Annotated in this window: 17 protein-coding genes; 3 read left to right on the forward strand and 14 right to left on the reverse strand. The window is 44.5% G+C overall.

What is annotated here, in order from left to right; all coding sequences use genetic code 11:
* Nucleotides 1-165: 165 nt before the first annotated feature.
* A complete protein-coding gene (locus tag QUA07_RS09405) occupies nt 166-5,625 on the reverse strand; it encodes an AAA family ATPase (protein ID WP_333324399.1) in 5,460 nt (1,819 codons plus the stop codon).
* Nucleotides 5,626-5,927: 302 nt separating this feature from the next.
* Complete coding sequence (locus tag QUA07_RS09410) at nt 5,928-8,312, reverse strand: GAF domain-containing protein (RefSeq protein ID WP_333324401.1); 2,385 nt, start codon at nt 8,310-8,312, stop codon at nt 5,928-5,930.
* Between the two features lie 538 nt (nt 8,313-8,850).
* Here QUA07_RS09410 and QUA07_RS09415 point away from each other — a divergent pair.
* Nucleotides 8,851-9,633: a calcium-binding protein gene (locus QUA07_RS09415; RefSeq protein WP_333324403.1), complete on the forward strand. Its 783-nt coding sequence runs from the start codon at nt 8,851-8,853 to the stop codon at nt 9,631-9,633.
* Between the two features lie 522 nt (nt 9,634-10,155).
* Here QUA07_RS09415 and QUA07_RS09420 read toward each other — a convergent pair.
* Nucleotides 10,156-10,383 carry a type II toxin-antitoxin system HicB family antitoxin gene (locus QUA07_RS09420; protein WP_333324406.1) on the reverse strand — a complete coding sequence of 76 codons (228 nt, stop codon included), beginning with the start codon at nt 10,381-10,383 and terminating at the stop codon, nt 10,156-10,158.
* A gap of 447 nt (nt 10,384-10,830) precedes the next feature.
* Between QUA07_RS09420 and ffh the strand changes: the two genes are divergently transcribed.
* Nucleotides 10,831-12,279 carry a signal recognition particle protein gene (ffh, locus tag QUA07_RS09430; RefSeq protein ID WP_333324408.1) on the forward strand — a complete coding sequence of 483 codons (1,449 nt, stop codon included), beginning with the start codon at nt 10,831-10,833 and terminating at the stop codon, nt 12,277-12,279.
* 167 nt (nt 12,280-12,446) lie between these two features.
* Nucleotides 12,447-12,581, forward strand: a complete 135-nt coding sequence (locus tag QUA07_RS09435) for a hypothetical protein (protein WP_333324410.1) — start codon at nt 12,447-12,449, stop codon at nt 12,579-12,581.
* A gap of 70 nt (nt 12,582-12,651) precedes the next feature.
* On the opposite strand, the gene QUA07_RS09440 is transcribed toward QUA07_RS09435, so the two are convergent.
* From QUA07_RS09440 to QUA07_RS09490, 11 genes are all read right to left on the reverse strand, one after another.
* On the reverse strand, nt 12,652-14,544 hold the full coding sequence (locus tag QUA07_RS09440) for an EAL domain-containing protein (RefSeq protein ID WP_333324412.1): 1,893 nt from the start codon (nt 14,542-14,544) through the stop codon (nt 12,652-12,654).
* Between the two features lie 4 nt (nt 14,545-14,548).
* Nucleotides 14,549-17,344, reverse strand: coding sequence for an ATP-binding protein (locus tag QUA07_RS09445; RefSeq protein WP_333324414.1), 2,796 nt, complete (start codon nt 17,342-17,344; stop codon nt 14,549-14,551).
* A 1,166-nt stretch (nt 17,345-18,510) separates the two neighbouring features.
* Nucleotides 18,511-18,843, reverse strand: coding sequence for a Uma2 family endonuclease (locus tag QUA07_RS09450; RefSeq protein ID WP_333324416.1), 333 nt, complete (start codon nt 18,841-18,843; stop codon nt 18,511-18,513).
* Nucleotides 18,844-18,862: 19 nt separating this feature from the next.
* A complete protein-coding gene (locus tag QUA07_RS09455; RefSeq protein WP_333324418.1) occupies nt 18,863-19,093 on the reverse strand; it encodes a hypothetical protein in 231 nt (76 codons plus the stop codon).
* 85 nt (nt 19,094-19,178) lie between these two features.
* On the reverse strand, nt 19,179-20,375 hold the full coding sequence (lptC, locus tag QUA07_RS09460; protein WP_333324420.1) for an LPS export ABC transporter periplasmic protein LptC: 1,197 nt from the start codon (nt 20,373-20,375) through the stop codon (nt 19,179-19,181).
* Nucleotides 20,376-20,551: 176 nt separating this feature from the next.
* Complete coding sequence (locus tag QUA07_RS09465; protein WP_006631885.1) at nt 20,552-21,157, reverse strand: LabA-like NYN domain-containing protein; 606 nt, start codon at nt 21,155-21,157, stop codon at nt 20,552-20,554.
* Nucleotides 21,158-21,262: 105 nt separating this feature from the next.
* Complete coding sequence (gene metG, locus QUA07_RS09470) at nt 21,263-22,855, reverse strand: methionine--tRNA ligase (protein WP_333324422.1); 1,593 nt, start codon at nt 22,853-22,855, stop codon at nt 21,263-21,265.
* A gap of 321 nt (nt 22,856-23,176) precedes the next feature.
* Complete coding sequence (locus tag QUA07_RS09475; protein WP_333324424.1) at nt 23,177-23,305, reverse strand: hypothetical protein; 129 nt, start codon at nt 23,303-23,305, stop codon at nt 23,177-23,179.
* 386 nt (nt 23,306-23,691) lie between these two features.
* Nucleotides 23,692-24,837: a heat-inducible transcriptional repressor HrcA gene (gene hrcA / locus QUA07_RS09480; protein ID WP_445305880.1), complete on the reverse strand. Its 1,146-nt coding sequence runs from the start codon at nt 24,835-24,837 to the stop codon at nt 23,692-23,694.
* A gap of 251 nt (nt 24,838-25,088) precedes the next feature.
* A complete protein-coding gene (locus tag QUA07_RS09485; RefSeq protein ID WP_333324428.1) occupies nt 25,089-25,958 on the reverse strand; it encodes an alpha/beta hydrolase in 870 nt (289 codons plus the stop codon).
* A gap of 127 nt (nt 25,959-26,085) precedes the next feature.
* Nucleotides 26,086-26,811 (reverse strand): hypothetical protein, encoded by a 726-nt coding sequence (locus QUA07_RS09490; RefSeq protein WP_006631881.1) that lies wholly within the window; start codon nt 26,809-26,811, stop codon nt 26,086-26,088.
* Nucleotides 26,812-26,893 lie beyond the last annotated feature (82 nt).

Consider the following 26,893-nt stretch of genomic DNA (forward strand, 5'->3'; position numbering starts at 1 on the left):
AGGCATTGACAAATTTTCATATATGTGTTGTGCTGTTTTTATCCGAGTCTCGCTCCCCCTAAATCCCCCTTAAAAAGGGGACTTTGAGCAGGCTCTTGTCCCCCCCTTATTAAAGGAGGTTAGGGGGGATCTGCAGGTTTTAAAACACGCCATAGTTCCATAATTTTAATTCAGGGGAAGGGCGATCGCAAATTCCGAACCTTCTCCCAGCACCGATTCGCAAGTTAGTTTACCCCCGTGGGTTTCTTCCACAATTTGCCTGCTGATAGACAACCCCAAACCCGTACCTTTTCCTACTCCTTTGGTAGTAAATAAATGGTCAAATATTTTCAACTTGAGCTCCGATGACATCCCTTGACCGTTATCTTTGATTTTAATCACCACGCTATTGTTATCCTCCGAGACTTGAGTGATAATGGCGATCGTATTCGGTAAAGCTTCAATTTCAGCGTAAGTGCGACCCTGATTGAATTCGTCAAAACACTCGATCGCATTTGCCAGCAAATTCATAAATACCTGATTCAGTTGCCCAAAATAACATTTAACTGGCGGGATATCTCCGTATTCTTTGATAATTTTAATCGCGGGGCGAGTATCTTTAGCTTTGAGGCGATACTGTAAAATCATCAAAGTGCTGTCGATGCCCTCATGAATATTTGCTGAGACTTTATTCGCACTGTCAGCGCGAGAAAAAGTCCGCAAAGACTTGCTAATATTGCGGATGCGCTCTGTACCTGATTTCATAGATAAAAGCATTTTCGGCAAATCTTCGATCAAATATTCTAAATCGATCTCCGATGCTTTATCCTGTAATTCATCTCCAGGATTAGGAAATTTTTCTTGGTAAAGTTGTAAGCAATCAATCAAATCTAAGCTCGCCTCAGCAGCAGCATCAAGATTGCCCGCAATAAAACCGAGCGGATTGTTAATTTCGTGAGCAACCCCTGCAATCAAATTGCCGAGAGCAGACATTTTTTCGCTTTGAATGAGTTGCAGTTGCGCCTGTTGCAATTCATTGAAAGATTTTTCTAACTGTTGAGATTTTTCTTTCTCCCGCGCGTACAAACCAGCATTTTCTACAGCAATAGCAACTTGAGAAATTAACACTTTGAATACTTCCACTCTCTCTGCTGTAAAAGCTCCTACTGTCAAAGCATTTTCTAAATAAATTATTCCGCGCGGCTGAGATTGATAAATAATCGGCAAACAGAGAATTGATTTGGGTTGATATTTCTCAATGTAGGTATCTACCTTAAAAGGTTCGGCGACAGTCGCATTGTCTAAAACCAGATGCTTTTGACTGCGCTGTACGTAATTAATCACAGACAGGGGAACATCTTGACAATTTTCTACGGGAATAGAGGGTAAAAGTGTCACTTTATCCTCCGCAAAACTGCCAGTAGCTTCTATGCAGAGGATATCGTTTTTCAGCAGCAGTAGCACTACTTTTTGAGCCGCCGCATTTTCTAAAATAATTTTGATTAATTTGGTCAACAATTTTTCTAGAACAATTTCACCGTTAATGGCTTCCGCCGACTTAATAAAAGTAGCTAAGTCTAATAAATCGCCTAAACTACTACTGGTAGTATTTCCCGTGGCAGTGCGGGTGACATCGAGGGTTGGGGTTGGAATTGTGCGCGTCTGTGCTGCTAAGAAAGGATGTGTTGATTCTAAATGTTTAACTTTAGCTATGGCTCCCCAATGGATATATCCATAATAGGCTTTAGTCAGGTATGCTTGAGAAACTATCTCTTTACCCAAACCTTGATAAAATTCTCCGGCTAATTCATAGGCTAATGCTTCCTCTTGAATATAACCGTTTTTGGCAGCTCCATCAATTGCGCGATCGTACAATTCCATTGCTTGGGTATTTTGCCCCAACACTCGCGCTATTTCCGCTGCAACCAAGTCGTATTTGTGTTGATAATTCATCGGAGCATGCACTGCCCATTTTTTCATTTTCTTTTGGTTTTGCAGCACTTTTTCCCAATATTGCTTTTGTTCCCTTTTGCCAGTTTCTGGATACAAAGCTATGATACTGAGAGAGGAGTAAAAATTATTCAGAGCAACCACATCAAATCCGGCTACAGACTCCTCATGTTTCTCAAATAACCTTGAATTCTCTAAGGCTTGGGCGTAGTTTCTGAAGATAAGATTAAGCTGAGTTTTGGCATTATAAACCAAACCAACTAAAAAAAAGTTTTTAGATTCTATTAAAATGGGGAGCGTTTTGACTTCATTAAATCTCTCACCGACTAAATGACAGGGTTCGACAGCTTGACCGCGCAAATTGAGGGCTGTCTGCCTGCCTATACTTATATACTGTACAGCCATTTCTAGTTGAGATTGCTGCATTAGTTTCATATATTTACCAGTCTCCTGATCCACCAAATCTAGCGGCTCTCCTATGGACATTTTGTTTAAGCAATATGCACCTATAGCATAACCAGCAAATTCCAAATCTCCAGTTTCCATCCCATTTTTAAAACCTTCTTTGAGATCGCCTAATCCTGACTTGAGAGCAGCTTTCCAGTGGTGAATAAAAGAACCAAATGTTGCATAAACTCTACTTTTGATTGAACGGGAGGGAAATTTGTCTAACAGCCTAATTGCCAGTTGACCGAATTGGTATGCCAAACTAATGTCCCCTAGCTTGCACATAACTACGCCATAATAAACGTAGGCAATACTGGCATAAGGCGAATTACCGTATTTAATACACAGCTTGACCATCCTAAATGCCAGCAGCGGTATCAGTGGGGGTTTTGCCTGAATAGCACTGCTGAGAATCCCTGATAAAATCCGCATGGCTGCTTTTTTTTCGGGATCAATCATTTCTGGCAAGTTAGCTAAATCCTCAATTCGTTTCAATCCCAACCTCAGTTTGGTATTACTCAGTCCCGCCATAATATGTAGCGCGTGGGGATTTTGAGGAAAAGAAATGCCTAACAGTTTCAGCACCTCTAGTCCTGTATTGAGTGCTTCTACCACTCTATTTTGAGCGTTATAAGACTGAATTTGAAGTTCATAAACATTCACTTTTTCCAGTAAGGTTTTAGAATTTTGAAGTACAATTTCAACCATCTTTTTTGAAGCTTCATAGTTAATATTTAAGTATTCAGCTTCGGCTGTTGACTCGTAAATTGCTAACGTTAAGTCATAGTGGCTTTGCCAAGAATCCGCAGGCAATAATTCCATAGCGACCCGCAAATACCTAACAGCAGCTTCATAGGCAGCAGCCGCTTTTGCCTTGTGTCCAGCAGTTAAATTTAATTGTGCCAACTGAGTTTTTTCTGACTGTTGGCTAATCGTGTCAATTCCGACATTCAATTGATTGACGATATCAAAGATGTTTTCTTCTAGCTTGTCGGGGGGAGTATTCTGTAACAGTAATTGACCGATTTTTAAATGGGTGGATTGCTTTTGCTCTTCGGGAATTAGCGAATATGCCGCTTGCTGAACGCGATCGTGCAAAAATCTGTAACTAACCCGCGAAGTGTCTAACTTAAGATTGATTGATTCGGCTCGATCGAAAACTAAAGGAATGCGATAAGCATCGCTCAAGGGCAGAATTAACCCGGCTTGCAAAGCTGAATAAAGTTCAGTTGCTGTCGTATTAGCTGACTTTTCGCTAACAAGTGACAGCACATCTAGAGCAAATTTATCTCCCACGCAAGCTGCTAGCTTCAACACTTCTTGCGTGGCTGCGGGCAGCTTTTCAATGCGAGAAGCTACCAGTTCCACCACACTTTTATCGGTGATTCCAATGGCTTGGATTTCATCGATACTCCAATACCAACCACTTTGATTTTCCTCATTTGTAATGTGATTAAATTTAAATTTTAAAAGAGAGTCTTGATAAAGTGCTTGGAGTAATTGAGTCAAGAAAAAAGGATTGCCGCCCGTTTTATTCCAGATTAAATTCGCTAGATTGGTTACTTTTTTTGTGCAAGTGTTAAGTGTTTCAGTGACTAATTCCGTCACTTTTGCTAAATCCAGAGGTTGCAACACGATATTGTTGACTCTTGTACCAGTTTTTTCAATTTCTTCTACAGTCTGAATTAAGGGGTGGGTCGGACTAACTTCATTGTCTCGATAGGCACCGATTAGCAACAAATATTCCTGGTCAGGGTCAGTTATCAGTATTTGCATCAACTTTAATGTTGCTGAATCTGCCCACTGCAAATCGTCTAAAAAGATAACTAGGGGGTGTTCTTTTTGGGCGAAAACGCGAATAAATTCTTTGAATACCCGATTGAATCGATTTTGGGATTCTACAGGGGCGAGTTCTGGGACTTCTGGCTGTTTGCCGATGATTAATTCAACTTTTGGAATTACGTCGGCAATTACTTGGCCGTCTGTTCCCACTGCTGTTAAAATTTTAGTGCGCCATATTTCTAATGAAAGTGCACTTTCTGTTAGCAATTGCCGCAGCAATGAGTTAAATGCTTGGATTAATGAGGCATAAGGAATGTTGCGTTTTAACTGGTCAAATTTGCCGCTAATGAAGTAACCTTTTGACCTGGTAATAGGTTTACTAACTTCGTTGACTACGGCTGATTTACCGATGCCTGAGTAGCCTGATACTAGCATTAATTCGCTGCTTCCTGACGGGGGCAATTTTTGTTCAAAGGTAGCTATTTTTTCTGCTGACAAGTTGTTGGCTAAGCCCCCTCTTACACGTTCAAACGCTGCTAGCAATTCATTAACCTGATTTTCCCTACCGTACAATTTTTGGGGTATCAACAACTGGCTGAGAATATCTAAGCGTCCGGGGATGAAGTCGGCAATTTGTCCGTTGATTTCTAACTGATGCAAAGAAATTTCTAAGTCGGCTAACAATCCGGCCGCACTTTGATATCTATCTTCGGCATTCTTTGCCATCAATTTCATCACTATCTCTGAGATAGCGACAGGTATTTCTGAATTGATTTGATGGGGATATATTGGTTGAACTGCGATGTGGCTATAAACTATTTCTAAGGGGTCGTTGCTGCAGAAAGGCAATTTTCCTGTCAGCATTTCATATAATGTGATCCCAAGGGAATAAAAGTCTGTGCGGTAGTCGAGGGTGCGGTTCATTCTCCCGGTTTGTTCGGGTGACATATAGGCTAAGGTGCCTTCGACTGAGTTGGGATTGTTAAATTGCGGATTTTCTTTGTTGAGTTTTGTGGCAATGCCGAAGTCGGTGAGTTTTACTTGTTTTGTTTGCGAGTTAATTATGATGTTGCTGGGTTTGATGTCTTTGTGAATAATGTGATGAAAATGCAGGTATTGTAAGGCTTTGACTATTTGGATGGCGATGTGTAACTTTGCTTGCAGGCTCAAGGTTTCTCTTTCCAGCAGTTGGGCGAGGGATTCGCCGCCAAAGTCTTCTAAAACGATTCCTAATCGGTGGTCAAATGTTTCGAGACTGATGGCTTTGACGATTTGTTCGCTGTCTAAATTTTGGCGGATTTGATATTCGTGTTTGAGCCTGGTAATGGCTTCGAGGGTGGGATATTCGGCTTTGAGGACTTTGAGAATTGCTGGGGGCGCGTCTGTCGGTGTTTGTCCGCGATAGATTATTGTTTCGACGCCTTCGTGCAGAGTAGAATTTATTTGGTATTTGGATAAGGTTAACATCACTTAAGTTATAAATTACAGGAGCTAATTCTCATTAGCTTAACACTACTTAATCTTAATCTTGTGTGATTCCGATCGTGTATTTGGCGATTCCCAATCACACGGAATATACACTAAGTGAAAATGTGGGCTTGGTCGTTGGTGTCAACAAACATCTTAAATGTAATGTCGGTCTTGTGTGTGAGTCCCGAATGCTTTCGCTGCAGCGTTGTTCATGGGGATAGGAGCGATCGCACTCTGCGTCAAACAGCAGGAGATGGGAGCGATCGCACTGGGCCTAAAACAGGCAATTCAACGGGTTCTCAATCGCTGACTACTGTAACTTCACAGATAGTAGCAATAGATTCCGGTTCAGGTAAAATACGCACGCGGGCGAATTTTAAACCGCTGACTCCTTGGAGTGATTCTACCATGCCCGTCTGAACTTTTGGCTCTACCCAACCTTCGCGAGACAAGTAGCGCAAGTATTGTTGGTACTCTTCCCATTCGTCTTCGGTTGAATAAACTACCGTTAACATTCCTGGCTGGGTAATTCGCTCTTGTGCGTCTTTGTCAACGGCTTTTTCGATCCGCTTTTTGACGAGTTCATAGCGGATGTCGCGAGTGCCTTTGACATCAAACATTTTTTCAGTGTTTTCGTTGTGAAAAATGTCGATCGTCGTATTCTGCACTAATACTAAATGTGCGAGTTCCATGTTAATTTGAGACTCGGCTTGCAGGCGAAAAACTGTGCGGCCGCAGTCGCAAATTGCTCGCAGTTGTTCGTACCGCAAACTGTGTAGGTGAAACTGGCTGAATGTGGGGTCGATCGATTTTCCTGCATAAATCATGTGATCGATGCCGTCGGTGCATTCGATGTCGCAGTAGTGGGGCAAAATTTGCTGCATTTTTTCTTGCCAGCGGGCCCAGGTTTCTTGGAGTTTGGTGCTGATTAAGTTCAGCATTTGGTCGTAGCGATTGCGATCACTGTAAACGCAGTTGTGTTCATTTTCACAGGCTGCTTGGTAAGCTTCAACGGCTGCCTGAACCTTGGGCCCGCACTGCACAAAATAGTCAAAATATACTTCTAAATGCTCGTTTAAATACTCGGCGGCTCGCACCTCCATATCGACTGTTACTTTTTGTTTTAAATGCTGGATGTAGTCAAGCAAGTCGAGCCGCAGTTGCTCGCCGAGGTGGGTAGTTTGTGTTTCGCAAACGGCATCAACTATGACTAAACCTAAGCGGAATTGTTCGAGCAAATCAGTTTGAATAGCTCGGTTTCTTTCGTCGCTAGAACCGCGAATGTCCGAAATTCCGTACAGCGGATGAACGTCAGCAAATACGATTGTTTCTGGAGGTAGTCCCCAACTTCGCCTTTCTGCTTCTTGGGCGAACCGCCACTCGACTGCGGGGTGGATGTTGTGAATGTGGGTAAACCGCTCCTGGATGGCTTGCCGCAGGGCTGCAATGAAGGCGGGAATGAGTTCTTGGGCGTGTTTAGCGTCAATGCCGTTGAAGTGGTTTGGCCGATCGCACAACAGCCCCACGACACCCAAAATCCGCACCCCGCACCCCTCACGGGTGACGGATTTGACTACGAGGGGCACCAGCAGCATCGATCGAGTTCCCATTCTCCGCAAAGTTCGATCGCACTCGGTTTCGCACTCCCTACGCAAGTCTGGCACGTTCCAAACTTGATTTGCTGCTGTGGCCTTCAAAAAGTGAGAAGCTTCTAGGGAGTGCATTGAATAAAGAATCGGCTGCAAATGTTGGCCGTCTTTTGCAACTAATAGCTGTACTTGTTCGCCGTCGGGGCGCAGCAGCAAAGTGCCGTCAGCATTGAAGAGCGATCGCAAACACCGATCGATTTTCTCAAATTTGTCTGGTCGCAGCATCGAATCTTGATCGATCAATAACTGAGTCAGCCGCCGAATTTGCTCCTGCACGGTGACATCAAAACCTTCTAGCAGCAGCAAGCCTTCTACGCGATAATTATCCAACTGCAATCGATCGGCTAAATTCTCCAGTTGATTCGGCTGCATCAGCCAAGCTTCCCGTTCCGCAACAGGCATTAATCTTAAAGAAACATCCGCAAATTCATCTATTTTTGAGTTAATTCGAGTAATTTTTAACTGTTCCGAACCCAGCCAAAATTCTATAAATCTGGCTTCTCGATGTTGGGGGTTTTTTACACTCGCCGTGACAGGTTCGTCTAGCACCCGTAAACCGTCGATGTCAATTTGATAATATTGCTTAAATACCCAGTGCAAAAGGTGGCGACGGTACAATTGTTCTGCTGTTTTGCCCCCCCAATCCTCGAACAGTTCCAGCAGAGTGAGGTGGGTTTCTGCAAACCAACCGTTGGTAGATTGAGTTGCCAAAGACGTTTCCTCCCAACCCGCCAAGCGACAAAATGCCGCGTTAGCATAACGCAGGGCAAAAGTTCCCGGTTCCACTACTGCGATTAAAACGCGGCGGTCGCCGAGAAATTGAAACAATCGCTGTAAATCTTGTTTCCACGTTTTCAAGGGTTCAATTTCTGAAGATTGACTGGGTACTTGGCCCGCCAAAGCTTCCAGTAGCTGTTCTATACTTGGTTCGCTGGGCAGATTGTTACTGTCTTGCTTTGTTGGGACGATATCTGTCGCTGGCAGTGATTTTACGGAGTTGTTGTTTTGATGGGAAGACGATTTAGGAGTAGACATGAGTAAAACACCTGAAAGCAGTGGATTTTGCCAAAGAATATCAGCGATCGGCGATTATGACTTTGTAAAGAGCTTATATCCTGTTTGTAAAGTTTGTGTATGGGTATCGGAAACTGGGTTTTTTCTCGGAGGATGGGCCCAGGGACTTTTACTTTTATTCACAAACAACCTCTCAGTCTCGACGTTATAGGTGATATTAACGTGTTTACTGCCTGGGGGGTAACACCCATTATAAGCGGTAGACTGTAGCGGATAGTGTCAGCAACTAATGCTATTTGACTCAAAGGCGAGATCTATAGCAGGTTTGGGTTGAATGAAGCACAGCCCTGGTAATTGGTAATTGGGAATTGGGAATTGGTAACTTATACGATCGCCTAGCCGAAGTATTGGTAATTGTAATTGACGATAGACCAACAGGTTGCTTGTCATTAATTGAGAAAATAAAAGTTGCACCCAAAATCCCAACATCCTTGCGATTTGGCAAGGAAATAATTAAAATGTATAATACAGCTAACAGGATTTTTGAAAGGACATAGTTATGGCTTTAACGGTTAACAATCTCATTGCCGATGTGACGGGATTTCCTGTATTTGCTGGGGGCGGGCCACGTCTTTTGGGATTTGCTACACCCGATGAGATTAACGTAGGGAATGGAAATTTGTCGTCTTTTCCCTGGGGAGTTTGGGGACTCGACGGCAACGATACTATAGGAGGTTCGTCGGATTCTAACGAACGGCTGTTAGGAAATAACGGCAATGATATTATCGGTGGTGGTGGCGGAAATGACATAATTTACGGCGGGAAAGAGGACGATCGCCTGGATGGAAATGATGGCAACGACGTAGTTAGGGGCGACGCCGGAAATGACCTTATCTTCGGAGGGTTCGGGAACGATATCCTGCGGGGAGGGCAAGGAGACGACGATTTAGAGGGCAATGAGGGCAACGATTTCTTAGCGGGCGATCGGGGAGTTGACGTGCTCACGGGAGGCCTCGGTGCTGACATATTCGTGCTCAGAAGCAACGAGGAAGCATTTGGTATAAATGGAGCAGATGTCATTACGGATTTTAACTTTGACGAGGGCGATCGCATCGGTTTGACGGACGGTTTAACAGAACTAGACCTTTTCTTTGAAGACGACAATTTGATTGCTTACGATAACGACGGAATTATCAATGACATGGTGATTGAAAACATAACTAATGGACAAATTGTGGGGGTAGTTTTAAATACCAACAGCTTTGAACTTACGGGTGCATTTGAACAAGCTAGTCCGTTTGCATTGGCAGTTAATGGTTCTCAATTCCAGTTTTTAGCTTAGTTATTTGTAGGAATTATACTGGCTATAAAGTTAGTTCCGGGTACGAGACACGGCAGTTTGGCGTAGGACACGCCACTGCCGTGTCCCTACAGATAGCGGGCAATTAATCTATACGCAACCGTACTTGGGAAAATTGATAGTAAAACAGTTCTTCCTTTAAATATTTTTTAGGCTAATCTAAAAGTAGAAATTAAAACTCGGGGAAAGTAAGTAGTAGTTCCGAATTAATTACACAATATTTCTACTGAAACCCTTGCCTAGCAAGGAGTCTTTATGTAATTAATTTTGTGTGGTTACTTATATATTGTATCCGCTCAATAATTCGGGGCCGACTACCCACTAAGGAACGATTTTGCGTCATTTGACGTGCATCGTTGAGCGATTTACCCCGGATTATTGAGCGGATACATAAAAACCAAGATAAAATAACTTCAAAACATCCAACTATAAAAACAATCGCCCTTCTACAGAAAAGAGCGATCGCCTGTTTTTTTAGGAAGGGCGAGCGCTTCAAATCAATAATCAAGCAAACAGCAACTTTTCTACTATAGTTTTAGGTTCTGGGAGAGATTTACCATCTACCTGATATTCTTCAACTAAAAGCTCTAATACCTCTACTGCATTCTGCAAAGCTTCTTCGTAGGTATCTCCATAAGTGTGGAACTGCTGAGATGGAAAATCAGGTAAGTGAACTAGGTAGCAGTTATCTTCATCCGACCATTGAATAACAATTATATAAGGTAATTTCATGATTCAGGTTCCTCTTCTTCAATTGCTTTCAATATTCCAATTTTTCGATTAACTTCTCTCTCTAAATACAGTTTCGCATCATCGCCATCATTTCCAGCAATGGTAATTGGTTCATGATAGTAGTCAAGGATGAACCCATCTTGTATGGCTGCCTTTTGCCGAACGATAAGTAAACCCAGCTTTTAGCAGCAGGCTTTTGAGTTCTCGAATCTTTTTGCGCCTAAGCAGACATAAAAATTGTCGCAAGGTGACGGAAATACTTTAATCATATTCCCGAAAGTAGGGTTTGTCCAAACGTACCCTACTACATGAATTTGAATTAGTTCCAGCATCAATCCGCGTTCCTCAGCGGTTAGAAAATAAAAACATTCAACTTTCAGCAAAACCCCAATCCAAAAACTCCCATTTAGCCTAAAATTAAAAATACTGACTAGCCTAAATTGCCCTATGTTTGAAGCCCTTGCCGATCGACTCGAATCCACCTGGAAAAAACTGCGCGGACAAAATAAAATCTCCGAGTCCAACATCCAAGACGCGCTCAAAGAAGTCCGCCGCGCCCTCCTGGAAGCCGATGTCAACCTCCAAGTCGTCAAAAACTTCATCGGAGAGGTAGCGGCAAAAGCACAAGGCGCAGAAGTCGTTTCAGGCGTCCGTCCCGACCAACAATTCATCAAAATCGTTCACGACGAACTCGTGCGTGTCATGGGGGAAACCAACGTACCCCTCGCCACCGCCGAATCCGGGCCCACAGTGATCCTGATGGCAGGTTTGCAAGGAACCGGGAAAACCACCGCCACCGCCAAACTAGCGCTGCACCTCCGCAAACAGAATCGTACCGCACTGCTAGTCGCAACCGACATTTATCGACCAGCCGCGATCGACCAATTGCTAACCCTCGGCAAACAAATCGACGTACCCGTATTTGAATTAGGCAAAGACATTGACCCCGTAGAAATTGCCCGCCAAGGCATCGAACACGGCAAACAAATCGGCATTGATACCATCATCGTCGATACAGCAGGTCGCCTGCAAATCGACCAAGACATGATGGCAGAATTGGGCCGCATCAAACAAACAGTACAACCCCACGAAACGCTGTTAGTTGTTGATGCCATGACGGGCCAAGAAGCAGCAAATTTAACCCGCACCTTTCACGAACAAATCGGCATTACCGGCGCAATCTTAACCAAATTAGACGGCGACAGCCGCGGGGGTGCAGCCTTATCCGTGCGGCAAATATCCGGCGCGCCGATTAAATTTGTCGGCGTCGGCGAAAAAGTGGAAGCATTGCAACCATTTTATCCCGATCGCATGGCATCGAGAATACTCGGCATGGGCGATGTCTTGACGCTAGTAGAAAAAGCGCAAGAAGAATTCGACATCGCCGATGCCGAGAAAATGCAAGAGAAAATGCTCACGGCAAAGTTTGACTTTACCGACTTTCTCAAACAAACCAGACTGTTAAAAAATATGGGTTCCCTCGGCGGCATCATGAAAATGATTCCGGGGATGAACAAACTTTCAGACGAACAAATGCGGCAGGGAGAAGTGCAGCTAAAACGCACCGAAGCCATGATTAATTCCATGACAGTTGAAGAACGCCGCAATCCCGAACTTTTAGCAAGTTCTCCATCCCGTCGCCGCCGCATCGGCAAAGGCGCAGGCTACGCTGAAAACGACGTAACTAAGCTGGTGAGCGATTTCCAGAAAATGCGTACAATGATGCAGCAAATGAGTCAAGGCAACTTTGCCGGCATGGGAGGATTGCCCGGAATGCCCGGAATGCCCGGAATGGGTGGCCCCGGAATGCAGCCCGGTTCCCGTGGCTATATGGGAGCCCAGCAGAAGAAGAAAAAGAAAAAAGATAAGCCAAAAAAAGGTTTCGGACAGTTGTAGAAAGCATCAAACTTATTGCACGATTGTCAAAAATTTGTAGGGGCGGGTTCACCAAAAATAATTGCCTAAAACCGATCATCTCGTAAACCCGCCCCACCCCCCGCGATAGTTCTTATTTAACTCTTTTATTGTTACCGAGTTCAATCTAAAAAAGCCTGTAATTAAATATGGTACAAACAATTACTCAATCAGAAATCATATCTATAGAATTGCCAAACGCGATCGGACTTCTTGTCAGTCGCGAGCAATTCGAGGCCCTAGCATTGGCAAATCCCGGCTTGAGATTAGAGAGAAATGTATAAGGAGAGTAGGCTTTTGCGCCTTTCCTACAAGAGATTCATAAAATTTATTGCGGCTAAACTAGATGGCCGGCTAGCTTACTACCTCTACTTTTATGCCTAATAGTTCGGTTGCCTTTTCGCTGTCTACAGGCCTAGAAAATAAATATCCTTGCCCCAACTCACACCCCAACTCTCGCAGTTTCTGTAGCTGGGTTGGCGTTTCTATGCCTTCTGCCACAATATCCATACCTCGGCTGCGAGCCAGCGTCACAATTGTCTGGATAATTTCTACGCCACTGTTGTCTGAGCCAATGCGGCTCACAAAAGACCGGTCAATCTTTAAGGTATCAATGGGAAACTCATGTAAGCGACTTAAAGAAGAGTAGCCCGTGCCAAAGTCATCGATACACAACAGAATGCCTAGAGCTTTTAGCTGCTTCAACATCTTTTCTTCCCTGGATACTGTTTCCAAAATGCAACTTTCAGTAATCTCTAGTTTTAGACTGTAGCTGGGAAAGCCAGTCTGCTGCAAAATCTCCTCAATTCGATTGAGTAGGTTTGCTTGTTTGAGCTGCACGGGGGAAAGATTGACATTAATCGCCAAGGGAGGTGTTTGGGGAAACTGTTGCTGCCAAATACTAATCTGGTGACAAGCTTCCTGCAAAACAAACCACCCCAATTCATTGATCAAACCAGTTTCTTCAGCCACAGGGATAAACTCAGCAGGCGGGTAGATGATGCCAGATGGGTGATGCCATCGCACCAAAGCTTCAAAGCCACTCAGTTGCCCCGTAGAAAGGGAGACAATTGGCTGGTAGTGAACGCAAAATTCTTGTAGCGCCATTGCCCTTCTCAAGTCGTTCTCCAACTGCAAGCGCGTCATCGCCACAGTTTGCATAGCTGGATCGAAAATTTCGTAACGCCCTCTACCTTGAGCTTTAGCATAATACATAGCGATATCCGCATCTCTGAGTACGTCTTCTGGGCGATCGTAACCCATTGTGCTAACGATAATTCCAATGCTGATCTCGGTAAATACTTCATAATCATTCAAATTAAACGGCTGCCTTAATTGATTTTGGATGCGTTCAGCCACCCTGTTTGGTTCATCAATATCTTTAATATCTTCCAGCAAGATCACAAATTCATCTCCTCCAAACCGCGCAACTGCATCTGTGTGGCGTAAACAAACTTGCAGTTGACGAGCAACGCTTTTTAGTAATTCATCCCCAACCAAATGTCCGAGGCTATCATTCACTACTTTAAAGCGATCTAGGTCAATAAATAGCACCCCATATAGATAATCTTCATGTCTGTACGACAAGTCGATCGCCTGTTGCAGCCGATTCATAAACCAAGCGCGGTTAGGCAAACCAGTTAGCGCGTCGTGAAAAGCATCATGTCCTAATTTTTCTTCTCTTTCCAACAACTGAACTTGAGCCTGTTGAAGCTCGTTGCAGGCTTCTCTAAGTTCAGCCGTTTGAGAAGCCACCCGTTCCTCTAACTCAGAAGTGAGTTTCTGCAAGGCCGCTTCCGCCTCTTTTCGCGCTTCAATTTCCTGTTTGAGAAGCACATTTTGCTCTTCCAGGGTCTTAGTCAAATTTCGCAGTCTCAGGTGTAGTTGCACGCGGGCTAGGACTTCTTCTTGCTGAAAGGGTTTGGTAATATAATCTACTGCCCCCATTGACAGACCTTTAACCTTATCGACGCGATCCGTAAGAGCTGTCATAAAAATCACAGGGATATCTTTCGTTGCTACCGATGCTTTTAAGCGGTAGCAAGTTTCAAAGCCATCCATCCCCGGCATCATCACATCTAACAATATGATATTTGGCGAAACTTCTTGTAACTTCTCAATAGCACTTTCCCCATCCTTAGCTACTAAAACCTTGAAGCCTGACTCCTTCAAAAAATCGAACAGAAGTTTGAGGTTATTCGGGTTATCGTCAACAATTAAAATTACATTGTCTTTTTGGTTAACCATTTTATTAGCCCAAATGTTTTTTTACAAAAGCTAGTAGTTCTTTTTCTTCAAAATTTTTGGCAAATTGCAAGATTTTATTAGCAAAGGGTAGATAGTTGCCGTCTATCTGCTTGAGTCTATTGGCTTCCTGCTCAACCACTTCAATATCGCCGATCCGAGCCGCATTAAACAGCGCTACCAGCTCTGCTGATGGCGGTATCACAAGCTCATCACTCTGAACGTTTAATAAATCCGTGAAACCTTCCTGGCGTGCGATCGCCAAATCCGCAGGGTAGTCGTAGATCCATTCTATTTGTAAATAATTTTTTAAGACTTCTAGCAATTCTTCTACTTGGATAGGCTTGGCTAGGAACTCGTTACAACCTGCTTCGTGGCTATTTTTCCGATCGAATTCAAACACGCTGGCGCTGGATGCTATCAATATTACATCCTTAAACTCTGATGACTTTCGGAAGCGCCGCGACATTTCAAATCCATCCATTACTGGCATCACCAAGTCTGTAATAATCAGATCTGGTTGAAAATCAATGGCTTTATTTAAACCCTCTTGTCCATTACAAGCTTCCAGGATTTTAAAACCTAGTGGTTCTAAAAAACTTCTAATAAAACCTCGATTTTCTAATCGATCGTCTACTAACAGAATTTTATTTTTAGTTCCTTTAAAACCCCTTAAATTAATTGAATTATTTAGCGAAGTTTGCTCAATAAATTCAGAGGATTGAGTCAACTCTAAATCAAAGGAAAAACTGCTGCCTTGACCCAGTATACTTTCGACTTTTATTTCGCCTCCCATCATTTGAACAATTTTCTGTGCGATCGCTAATCCTAACCCAGTGCCTTCTGCCTTCTGCTGGCTATTTCCGACTTGTTCAAACGGTAAAAATATTTTTTCTAACTGTTCGGGTGCCATTCCAACCCCCGTATCTTGGATATGGAAACGAATTTTAGTAAGTTGTGATTGGTCGGAGTCTTCCCCCGTACCTATTACGCCTACCTTAAAAATAACACCTCCTTTTTCTGTAAATTTAATAGCATTGCCCAAAAGGTTAATCAAAACTTGGCGCAGTCGTTTTTCATCAGCACTTACAGCGTTAGGAAGTTGATTTAAAGCTTGATAACTAAATGTAATGTCTTTTTGTTCAGCTCGGATGCGGCACATTTCCACAACCCCGATCAAAAAAGAAGAAAAATTAAAACTTGAGCTGTAAAGTTCCATTTTACTGGCTTCAATTTTAGAAAGGTCTAAAATATCGTTAATCAGCGTAAGTAAGTGCGAACCACACTGGTGAATAATGTGGATAGCATCTTTTTGTTTAGGAGTGGTAGTTTTATCGCGTTCCATAATTTGAGAGTATCCTAGAATTCCGTTCAGGGGTGTGCGGAGTTCATGGCTCATGTTGGCGAGGAATTGGCTCTTGGCGTGGTTAGCACTATCAGCGGCAATTTTTGCCTCTTTTAGCTCAATTGTTCGTTCTTCTACTCGATTTTCTAGCTCGGAGTTGGTCTTTTCTAAAGCAGCAAAAGACTCGCGCAATTGCTGTGCCATTTGGTTAAAAGATTGAGCCAGACTTCCCAGTTCATCTATGCCATTTACCTCTACTTTTTGGTCTAATTGACCGCTAGCGATCGCTCTACTCGCTCTACTCAAAAGAAAAATAGGATGGGTGATCCAGCGGGAGGCGAGGATTCCTAACAACGTCGCTAGCACTAACCCTAAAAGGCAGAGTAAGATAGTGCTGCGGGTATTGGCATTGATTTCCTCCATAAAGTCGGCTTCTGGAACGACTACAACAATCAGCCAATCAAGACCTCTACCATCTTGGAATGGGGATACTTGCACGAATTCCCGCTGACCATCTAGCATGAAGTCTAGTTGCTGGTTGCTGTCTATTTCGGTAAAGTTACCAAAGCGTTCTATTAAATGTTGCGCTGTTCCCTGTATCAAAGGCACGCTGCTTTCAATCGCTTTTAATCTTTGCGTTTCTTGGCGATTTTGGCTGCTGATAAAGGGCTTCTCGGCGGTGGAAGAAGCCACTAGCAATCCCGATCGTTCGATGATGAAAGTCTTTCCCGATTTACCAATTTTTAAAGTTTGCAGAAAGTCGCCGATTTTTGAGAGAAACAGATCGGTACTTACAACTCCTCGAAAAATGCCATTTTGGTCGTAAACAGGTTGGCTAGCGGAGATTCCTAGGCTGGGTTGAATATAATATTGATAAATTTTATTCCATTGGGGTTTACCTGCAACTTTTGCGGCTTTATACCAGGGTCGAATGCGGGGATCGTACTCTGGGTGGGTTTCCTTAAACTGAGTCGGGTTGCCCTCTTTATCTGCCCTGATGATCGTATTAATGAAATTAGTAGATCGATCAGTTATTTCAACAACAACACTGCCATCATCCTTATATCCAGCACCCGCATATTCTTTTCTTTCCCCTCCAAAACTGATGTAACTAACTGTGGGAAATTGCTTGAGCTGCCAGTAGAAGTAGCTTCTCATAGAACTCATATTGTCTGGATTCCACAACCCAAAGCGGCCAATGGCGTCAACGCTGATGGCATTGACCAAATGGGGCGTTTCCAAATAAGTGTTTAGTTGTTGATTGATGCGGGCGAGTACCTCCGTTCGTAATTGGCTAGTAACGTTGTTGACGGCAGTTTTGCCGTTGCGTAGCGAGAGCCAACCTGTCAGTCCCACAGCGGCAAAGATTTGCAGGACGAATGGTACGACTAACACAAGGCGCAGTGGGATTTTTTGAGGGCTTTTTGCAAGTTCATTCTCACTTGCGATCAGTGTCATGGCGGAGTCATTTTAGTATTTGGATTATTTCAATAACAACAGTCGCTCACCCTTGGTCATTTAAAGTCAGCTCTAGGGAAATTATTGATTCCGTCTCTCTTGAACGCCAATAGGTTTAATGATATCTTATGGTTGAATAACCGGGCTGAAGTGCGCTGCTAATACTGATACAGTTTGCCAATTGATGAAAAAAAACAGCTCCCCCATTTGAGACGGCATCTCCATAAATGTCAAATGTGCTATATTTTGCTTGGGGTTGTAGTGTGAGCCTACCTGCCGATTTCAGGGATATTGAGTACACCTTCATTGACTTCTAGGTCTTGACCTCAATACTAATTGATCTAAGCATACAATTATAGTCAGGACTTACGAACTATAGGGTCTGAAACCATGCTTCCCCGTGCTGCCCTAAAAAAGGGGGAACTTGAAAGCCCTCTTGGAAAAAGGGTTTGGGGGTTCTATCCGTAAGTCTTAAGCTTACGCCAGCTAAATTGCGCTTTTTTTTTCAAGGGGTTCTCTGACCCGTGGCACAAGGATTCTCAAATAGAGGAAATGGGAACCTAGATGCACAATAACTTAATAGTCTATCGTGCATACTGCCTAAACCAACCCTAAACTCAACACTTTGACGGGGTGACAAGCAGGTTAAAAGCAAAGCTGCGTCAAGGTTTTGAGTTGATTGACCAAGCAAAAAGATCTTTGCGGGCGTGATATAATTTCCGGTTACACTCATACATGATGTTGATGGTTGACGGTTGACTGTTCACGGCGTCAACAGTCAACCGTCAACAGTCAACAGTGAACTCGAATTTACTATTCCGATGCTAACGGATTTGATATGAGTTAATAAAAGAGAGTGGCGAGCTCCCTTGAATCAGGTTCAAGGCGAGCTTGGAGGATCTTATGAGTCAATCAGCCTGTCCATAATCCCCTATCTTTTTTGATACTCAGGGGCTTTAATGCTTTTACCATCAAGGTTTCACAGGCGTTGTCACCCCGCCAAGTATTTTTACTTACTACTGTCTCGGACGATCGACTTCGCTCCGCTCTTGCAGTGTATGCTGCCCGTTGGGATGTGTTGTAGTAAGGAACTTTAGTTCTTAGTAACTAAAAGGTTTAAGAAAAGGCAGAAATCATTATTACAAAATTAATTGCACAATCAATTTCTATTGAATAGCTTGCCTGAATTCCCGCATTGCCTGAAGGTGATTTTCAATATGGATACACCGGGTCAATAATACAATATCTAAGTCTGGCCGAACTTGAGAGCGATCGACCTCTGCATATCCATCTTCGCCCAACGAATACAAACGCAGCCTACCATTTTCCCAAAACCAAACTTCAGGAATTTCGAGACGTTTGTAAGCTTCCAACTTGTTAATACCGCCGCTAGTCACCACCACTTCCACCGCCACATCAGGAAATTCTCGATTAGCCCCTAATTCGTAAGACAAATCCGCTTCTCGCTTCACCATTCCCGTTTCACTTTCCAGCGTCACCGAGCCAGTTGGCGTAAAATCAATTCCCTGCGCATTCCAAATACATATCCACCAGCGTTGAAATCCGCTGTTTGGCAGTTTGGTGTTTTCTTCCAGGCATACGTCTAATCTCCAATACCCCATCTAAAAACGACAGCTTCACCCCCGGACGCGAGAGCAACTCTTCAACAGCCTTAAACTCTCTCCAACTCAGCTCGTCAATTAAGATAGGTTCATCGAGTCCTTCTAACTTTTCTAAAGTTGTCGTCATCCCAACCCCTCTTTACTCAATCCAATCTTAATTATATCTGCGTTCCTCTGCGCTCATCTGCCTTTATCAGCGGTTGCAATCCCATCTACTGTCCCAAATTTCCCTTGTACTCGTCCGGTACAAATTCCGTAACCACTTGGCCGCCGCCACCGTCGCCTTTGACAATCACAGTTTGATTTTTCAACTCTCCCGCCGCCCTCGGCCCAGTTAAATTAAACACCGGATTTAGTTGCTTGTAAACGACATTTCCTTCGGCGTCGAAAGTCTGATTAGTTAAATACCACGTTACGCGATCGGTATTTAATTGAGCTTGACGTTTTTCCCCAATTCCTACCACATTCCCAGTCAAATAAAAAATTTTTTTCTCTAAATCTCCCCGCCCCGTATCCCCAGTCATCGTCACCTTTTCCACGCGGTGAAAAACCTTCACAGGCCCAGGCGATACCACAGATTGCGCCGGAAAATTCCAACTCATCAAACTGCTTTCTATTTGCAGCGGCGGGTCTGATGGCATCAATTGAGCGTTTTTTGTCAGCGTCGCAATCTTGGTTTTTAAGTCTACATCTACTTGGTCGGCAAAACCGCTGTCTGTTACTATTTTATCTTTGTATCTGTCAATTTGAGTCGGTTGGTCGCTGTTTACCTTTTGTTGCTCCACAAACCACACTAAGTGCTCGGTTCGCAATTGCAAAACCGGATCTTTAACCTTCGCCACTACAGATCCGAATAACTCCATCCTCTTAGCCCTACTGAAAACCCGCGCTTCCTTCGCTGAAGCAGTTACCTGTTTGTTCTCTCCAGTCAAATTGTTGCGGACAACTAGAACATCTTCTTTCGGCCGCCACTCCAACTCATTTCCGCGCAAAACCACTCCATTTTTTAGGTCTGTAGCGACTATGTTACCTTTGAGAAAAACCTGATTGCCTTCCTGAAATACCTGCCCGGTTTCTCCCTGAATGTCGTAAATTTCTTTGCCGTCCTGAAACAATTTGCCCACAGGTTTCTGAACGTTAACTATCTTTTTGTCTTTGCTGTAAACAGCATTTTGCGAGTTTACTTTCCAGAACGTCTCGCCCTTTTCGTTTGCTTGTTCTAGAGTTACTTTGTTTAAAGTTAAAGTGCTGTTTGACTGTTGAGCAGTTTGGAGATCCTCAGCTAATTTGTTTTTTTGAGTCTCTTGCGGAACGGCACAAGCATTAATCCCCAAAATCAGTGCTGCTAAAAATAGCAGCCTCAATTTTGGGGATTTGAGATGGGGATTTGGGGATGTGAGATTAATCATTTGGAATTGGGAATTGGTAATCGGTAATTGGTAATCGTTAATTGGTAATTGATAATTTGGTAGTGAAAAACACTTAATCAAAAATTAAAAATGTCTTATGCTTTGTCTAAATTTTTAACTTCTAATTCTCCCGAATTCAACCCATTAACCCTTACAAATTACCCCTTACCAAATCCCTATCTGTCGTCGTGTTCCTCCATCAAGCTCAGACCCGATAAAGGGCGGTAAGCATAATTAGGGCGCGATGTTTTTTGGATGTCGTCTTTAATCATTTCCAAATCGATATAGCGATCGGCTACATTAATCAAACTGTCACTCGTCATCGATCGCAAACTCACCACCTCAACCCGCACGCCACGATAGCTCACAGCGTCTACAGCATAAGCCAAATCGCCGTCACCGCTGACCAGAACCGCCGTGTCGTAAGACCCCACTAAAGCCATCATATCCACAGCGATTTCTACATCCAAATTCGCCTTCTTAGAACCATCTGGCAACTGTACCAAATCCTTAGAAATCACGCGGTAGCCGTTGCGGCGCATCCACAGCAAAAACCCCTGCTGTTTCTCGTTAGTGCGATCGACACCCGTGTAGAAGAAAGAGCGCAGCAGCCGTGAACCCGCAGTTAAACGGCACAGCAGCTTAGTGTAATCAATCTCAATTCCTAACTGCAAAGCCGCGTAAAAAAGGTTAGAACCGTCAATAAAAATTGCCACTCTACCGCGATTTTCTAGAACCTGTTCCGGCGTAAAAAGGTCGTTGCTTTCTATTCTATTCAACATGATTGTTATGCCTCAATTTTTATGAAAGATTGGTAAGGAAATAACTGCTAATTCGTAGTCTCTCATCACACCCAGAGCGCTGGCTGCCAACTATGAAGGTACTGTTTACTGCAGTTCGAGCCGCTTAAAAACAGGTTGGGGTTCCCCCAGAGTTTGGTTTGCCGGCAAAGCGCCCCAGGCAGCATGAGCTGCAAAATTCGCTAAACTGTTAACTGTAACTCGATCGTTAAAGTCAATTGAAAAACCTAGCTGCTGATAGATAGCGTTGCTGATATTCGGAATAATCGGCGATAAAAGGTAAGATGCTAGTCTAACAGATTCCAGAACAGAATATAGCACTTGTTCGACACTTTCGATCTGTCCCTGCTTGTACAAACTCCAAGGTGCTTGCACGTCAATAAACTTGTTCCCGGCTCGAACTAATGCAAGCACGGCTTCGGAAGCCTTGCTAAAAGCCAACTCTTCGTAAAAACTCGCTACTTGCTCGCCCAAATCCAGGCTCATAGCCTTGAGAAGGTTGTCGCCGTCAATGTTTTCTGCCAACACATTCGGTACGGAGCCACCGCAATATTTGCGAGCCATGTTTAGGGTACGATTAAGCAGATTTCCCAAATCATTTGCTAGCTCAGCATTCAATATATTGATAAACCGAGTTTCGTTAAAATCGCCGTCCTCTCCGAACTCAATTTCTTTAAGAAAATAGTAACGCACTGCATCAGCGCCGTATTTGTTGACCAATTCGACAGGGTTTAAAGTATTACCCTCCGTTTTCCCCATTTTTTTGCCGTCTTTGGTCAAAAACCCGTGTGCGAAGACGCGACCCGGCACCAGTAGATTTGCTGACATCAGCATTGCCGGCCAGTAAACAGCGTGGAAGCGAAGAATATCTTTGCCGATCAAGTGCAAGTCAACCGGCCACCATTTAGATAAAGCATTCTCCAAAATCGGGTCGCTGTCCGGATCTAGCAAGGCGGTGACGTATCCCAGCAAAGCGTCAAACCAGACGTAGATGCTGTGACTGGGGTCAACTGGCATTGGCAGACCCCATTCGAGATTTACTCTAGAAATCGAAAAGTCTTGCAGTCCAGAGTTGACGAAACTGAGCACTTCGTTGCGTCGGCTTTCCGGCGCGATGAAGTCGGGACGTTCTGCGTACAAGGCCAGCAGTTGGTCTTGATACCGGGACAGACGGAAAAAGTAATTTTCCTCGTCGCGCCACTCAACTTCCTTGCTGGTGTGGACGGAGCACCGATTTCCCGGCAACAATTCCCGTTCATCCTTGAATTCTTCACAGGAGACGCAGTACCACCCTTGTTGCTGGTTCAAGTAGATGTCGCCGGAGTTCCAGACGCGCTGGAAAAATTCTTTGACAATGTACTCGTGACGCCGCGAAGTTGTGCGGATGAAGCGATCGTACTGGATGTCGAGTTGCTCCCACAGCGCCTCAAACGCCGGAACCACTGAATCGCAGTGAGCTTGGGGCGATCGTCCCAAACTCTCGGCTGTGCGCTGAATTTTCTGCCCGTGTTCGTCAGTCCCCGTCACCAGCAAAACAGATTTGCCCCGCAGCCGCTCAAATCGGGCTAGGGCATCCGCAGCCATAGTCGTATAAGCGCTGCCAACGTGAGGTAAATCGTTTACATAATACAGAGGCGTTGTTATCGCAAAGGTATTCTTAGTTTTATCAGTCGATTTCATTGAATGTTAAAAGAAAATTCCCTAAATTTCGTTTCGATCTTAACTCAGCGGTTAAATTTTTTATGGAGTGGCAATCAAGCCAAATTTACTGCAAGTTATGTGCAATTGTCTAACCCGGGCTATTCCCAAAAGAAATATTGCTTTCATCTCCACACTAATCTTTTTTAGTTGTTTTTGACGAACTCTCTAAAATGTCTTAATATTTTGACATTCTGCTGCCTTGGGAAGCGACGAGCGCGGGGTTCGCGCCTCCTCAATTTATTTGTCGCAGCCGCTATCCCTAGAGCGGGCGATCGCCCACCAGGATTGCAACAGAACTCATCAGTTCGGCTGCTCAACCTGCCATTTTACTAACATTCCGCGACCACTTTCTGTAAATGCGCGATCGCTCCCCATCGCAATCTTTTTCTCCCAATCGCCGGAAAGTCGCTTCCCCCTAACTCCTGCCACTTTCCGAGCCGCTCATGGACGCAGAAACAGGGTTGTTTACGAAACTCTCTTGTCAAGCGCGAAGCTTTAGTTTCTTGCCCCAAAAAGAGTATCAAACCCGCATTCCGGACCCTCAACTGTTACTATCGGTTTTTACTTATTTTGAGCCAGCAATAAAACTATAAATTATACTATAATACCGTAGATTAACGGATAAAGAACTTTTTGAATACATAATTTGTTACTTTGAAGATATAGTTTTCTGCGTAATTATGCTATATGACATCCCAGGGTGTGGAATGTGGGATAAAAGCCTAGGTTTTTTGTCATAAAACCCGGTTTTTAAAGGTTGCGAGTATATCCACAGACAATAAAACCCCAAGCCAGTTAAGCTTGGGGCTATCACATTAGGGTGCATCTAACAAGGGATGATCCGATCGCCCTCCTCGATCTCCATCAGGAAAACTAACTCGATTTCCGCCAATAGCTTCTGACAAATAATCGGCCGCAGCTTCCACCACCGCGATCGCATTTTCGTAAACCATCCGCGTCGGCCCCAAAACCCCAACACTACCCACCGGTACCGATCCCCGGCGGTAAGTCGAAGAAATCAGAGTACAGCCACGAATTGGTTCCAAGGAATTTTCCGAACCAATACGCACAGTTACCCGCTTGCCGGGGGTGTCTAACTCAGGCGATTCAAAAATCAAAGGCCAAAGCAGTTCCTGCTCTTGTTCGAGCAATTGCACCAGGGTTTGAACTTGCTGCAACTGCGAAAACTCAGGCAAGCGCAGCGCTTCTGCCAAACCGCCGATCAGAATCCGCGTGTAGGTTGGATGGCTTTGGCGGCTGCTCAAAGCAGTCAGCATGGTTCCCATCCACTCAGCGTACAGCTCAAATTCCCGGTCTAACTCGCTCCAGTCTACAGCCGAGAGTTCCGAGAGCGATCGTCCCCGCAACTTGGTGTTCAAAAAATTTGACAAAATCTGCAATTCGCGATCGACGATTTCGACATCAGGCGTGTTACCTTCTGCGTCCCTCGGCAACTGCACCAAAACCGACTGAGTTTCGTAGGCATCCGTCACCACGATCAGCATCACCTTTCCCGGCTCTAGCTGCACCAGTTGCAAGTGGCGCAAGCAAGCCATATTGGTTTGCGGTATGGTGATCATTGCTATGTAACCGCTGATAGTTGCCAGGATTTGAGCAGCGCCACGGAGTGCCGTGTCCATGCGACCATCCGACCAATTGAGTTTGTCTAGTACCTGTTCCACCTTGCGGGCCAGCGTATCAGACGGCTGAATCAACTGGTCTACGTAAATTCGGTAGCCGGAGTCAGAGGGGACTCGTCCTGCCGAAGTGTGGGGCTGATAAAGCAGTCCAGCTTTTTCAAGAGTCCCCATCGCATTGCGAATGGTAGCTGGGCTGACGCTGAGGTTGAATTCGTCAGCCAAAGCTTTTGAGCCAACGGGTTCCGCTGTAGCTATGTAGTGGCGAACCGTTGCCCAAAGGATGTGTTGTTGCCGATCGGTGAGGTTAACGCGCACAGATATTTAAGCAGAATTAGAATTTAGAGTTGAAAGCCACTATTTAATTGAAACGTCTGTCCGAAGAGGGCGAGCGGGCAGACTTATCTATTTAACATAACAGATTTTAGATTAAGGAAGAAGTCAGTTGTTATTGGTTATTGGTTATTGGTTATTGGTTATTGGTTATTTGTTATTGGTTATTTGTAAGTTTTAATGCCCCATGCCCATGCCCCATGCCCCATGCCCCATGCCCCATGCCCCATGCCCCATGCCCTCTAATCATGTTCTTTCAGAATATTTTGCAGATAACTAGCCACTGCATCCGGCTGTTCCACCATTGCCAAATGGCCACAATCGGGAAGCTGAAGGACATTCTCGCCACAACCTTGGAACATCCAGTGAAAGCTAGCCAAATGCAGCACGTATTTTGGTTCCATAATTTTGTCTTTAGTACCGGCAATAAAATAAACAGGTTGTTTGAGTTGGGAGACAATTTGTGGCAATAGGTGAATCTCCGCTTCTGTGGTGGAATCCAACAAAGCCCCCAAAGCTGCCTCTGGATGAGCTCCCACGAAATCTATTAAGCGCTGCCGTCCCCAGGATCTGCCGATCGAGCGGGCTACAGAATCGCGGGCAAACACGTAATCTGCTAAGGGCAAGCGAGGCAGCCAGCCGGGACGCATTGTCACTAGCTGCTTGCCGACCGCTCGAAATCGCTCGAATTCTTCCTTAAGATAGATGCCGCCCCCTGCATTGATGCAGACCACGCCTTTAACGCGATCGGACAATTTGCTGGCTCCCCATAGAGCGATCGTACCGCCCAGAGAGTGTCCCACCAGCCAAGCAGAAGATATATCGAGTTTTTCCAGTAAAAGTTCCAAATCGCGAGCGTAAGCTGCGGGAGTGTAACAGGAATTTAGCGGTTCGGAACAGGGGCGATCGTCGCCGGAGTCCGATTGAGAATCGCCAAACCCCCGTAAATCATAGGTAAGACACTGATAGTTTGATGCCAAGCGATCGGTCAAAGGTTGCCAGTAGCGACGGCTTAACAGCCAGCCGTGGACAAATACCAGAACCGGGGAAGTTGCAGTCGGAGCCGTCAAATCGTAAGCGTGCCGAACCCCTAGGATGTCGATGGTTGCCATAATTTTATCCTATCCCGAAATCAACACAGAGGTATCAGTAGTTCGATCGGGCGATCGGCTTGGTTTAACTTTCTCCACACTAAGGTTTTGACCAAAAACCAGGTTTCACGCCTAGTCAGTGGTATCCCTAAAATCGCTCGCCTAGCAATCTTTGTCGCACCCCCTCAGCGATTTTCTGTCCCAGATACTCAGGAATTAAACTTTCATTGGGTCCCAACAAGTAGAGAATCAGGCGAGTTCGCCCCCGCCAAACCAACAAATTAGCATTTACGACCAACAAATCCTCTTGCCAGATGGCATACATAACTTTGTAAAAAAGTCCAGGTTGATTATCTGCTTCAATCAGCAAAGCTGGCAAGTGGAAAACCGGATCGACGTAGAATTCAGTTGCCACATCCTCCAAACCCGCGTCTAAATTAAATTCCACCGCCAACATCTCTTCAACCTCAAAATGCCCCGCCAATGCCTCTCGAACGGCTCTACAGACATTTTCTGCTGTTTTATCTGCCAGTACCTTGCCACCGCGAGATACTACCAATTTGATAAATACCAGCATGGGCGGGTAAATTTGACCGTACAGACTCAGACTGTGAATTGTCAGTCCGTAGGCCGCGAGCACTCCAAAAATATCGCTCAGTAGAAAAGACTGGTTCCGGTAAGCAAAATGCAGCGCACTTTTATTACCTTCGGCTCGGATTTCGATGACTGCTTGCCGAGTTTTGTAAAGTTGGTAAGCTAATTTGAGGTTTTGCAGTTGGATTTCGCTGCTGACAAATTGCTCATAAAACTGCGGAAACGCTCGGTTAAAGCGCTTGAGAAGTTCTAGTGTAGATGGTTTTAAACCCGAAGCCATAATTGAGGAGAAGGTGCGGGAAATATAATAGGTATGGACTGCTTTGTAAAACTTATTTAAACTTACCTAAAGCCATCTTTAG

The sequence above is a fragment of the Microcoleus sp. T3_A4 genome, from assembly GCF_036700465.1.
In the GTDB taxonomy this organism is placed as follows: Bacteria; Cyanobacteriota; Cyanobacteriia; order Cyanobacteriales; family Microcoleaceae; genus Microcoleus.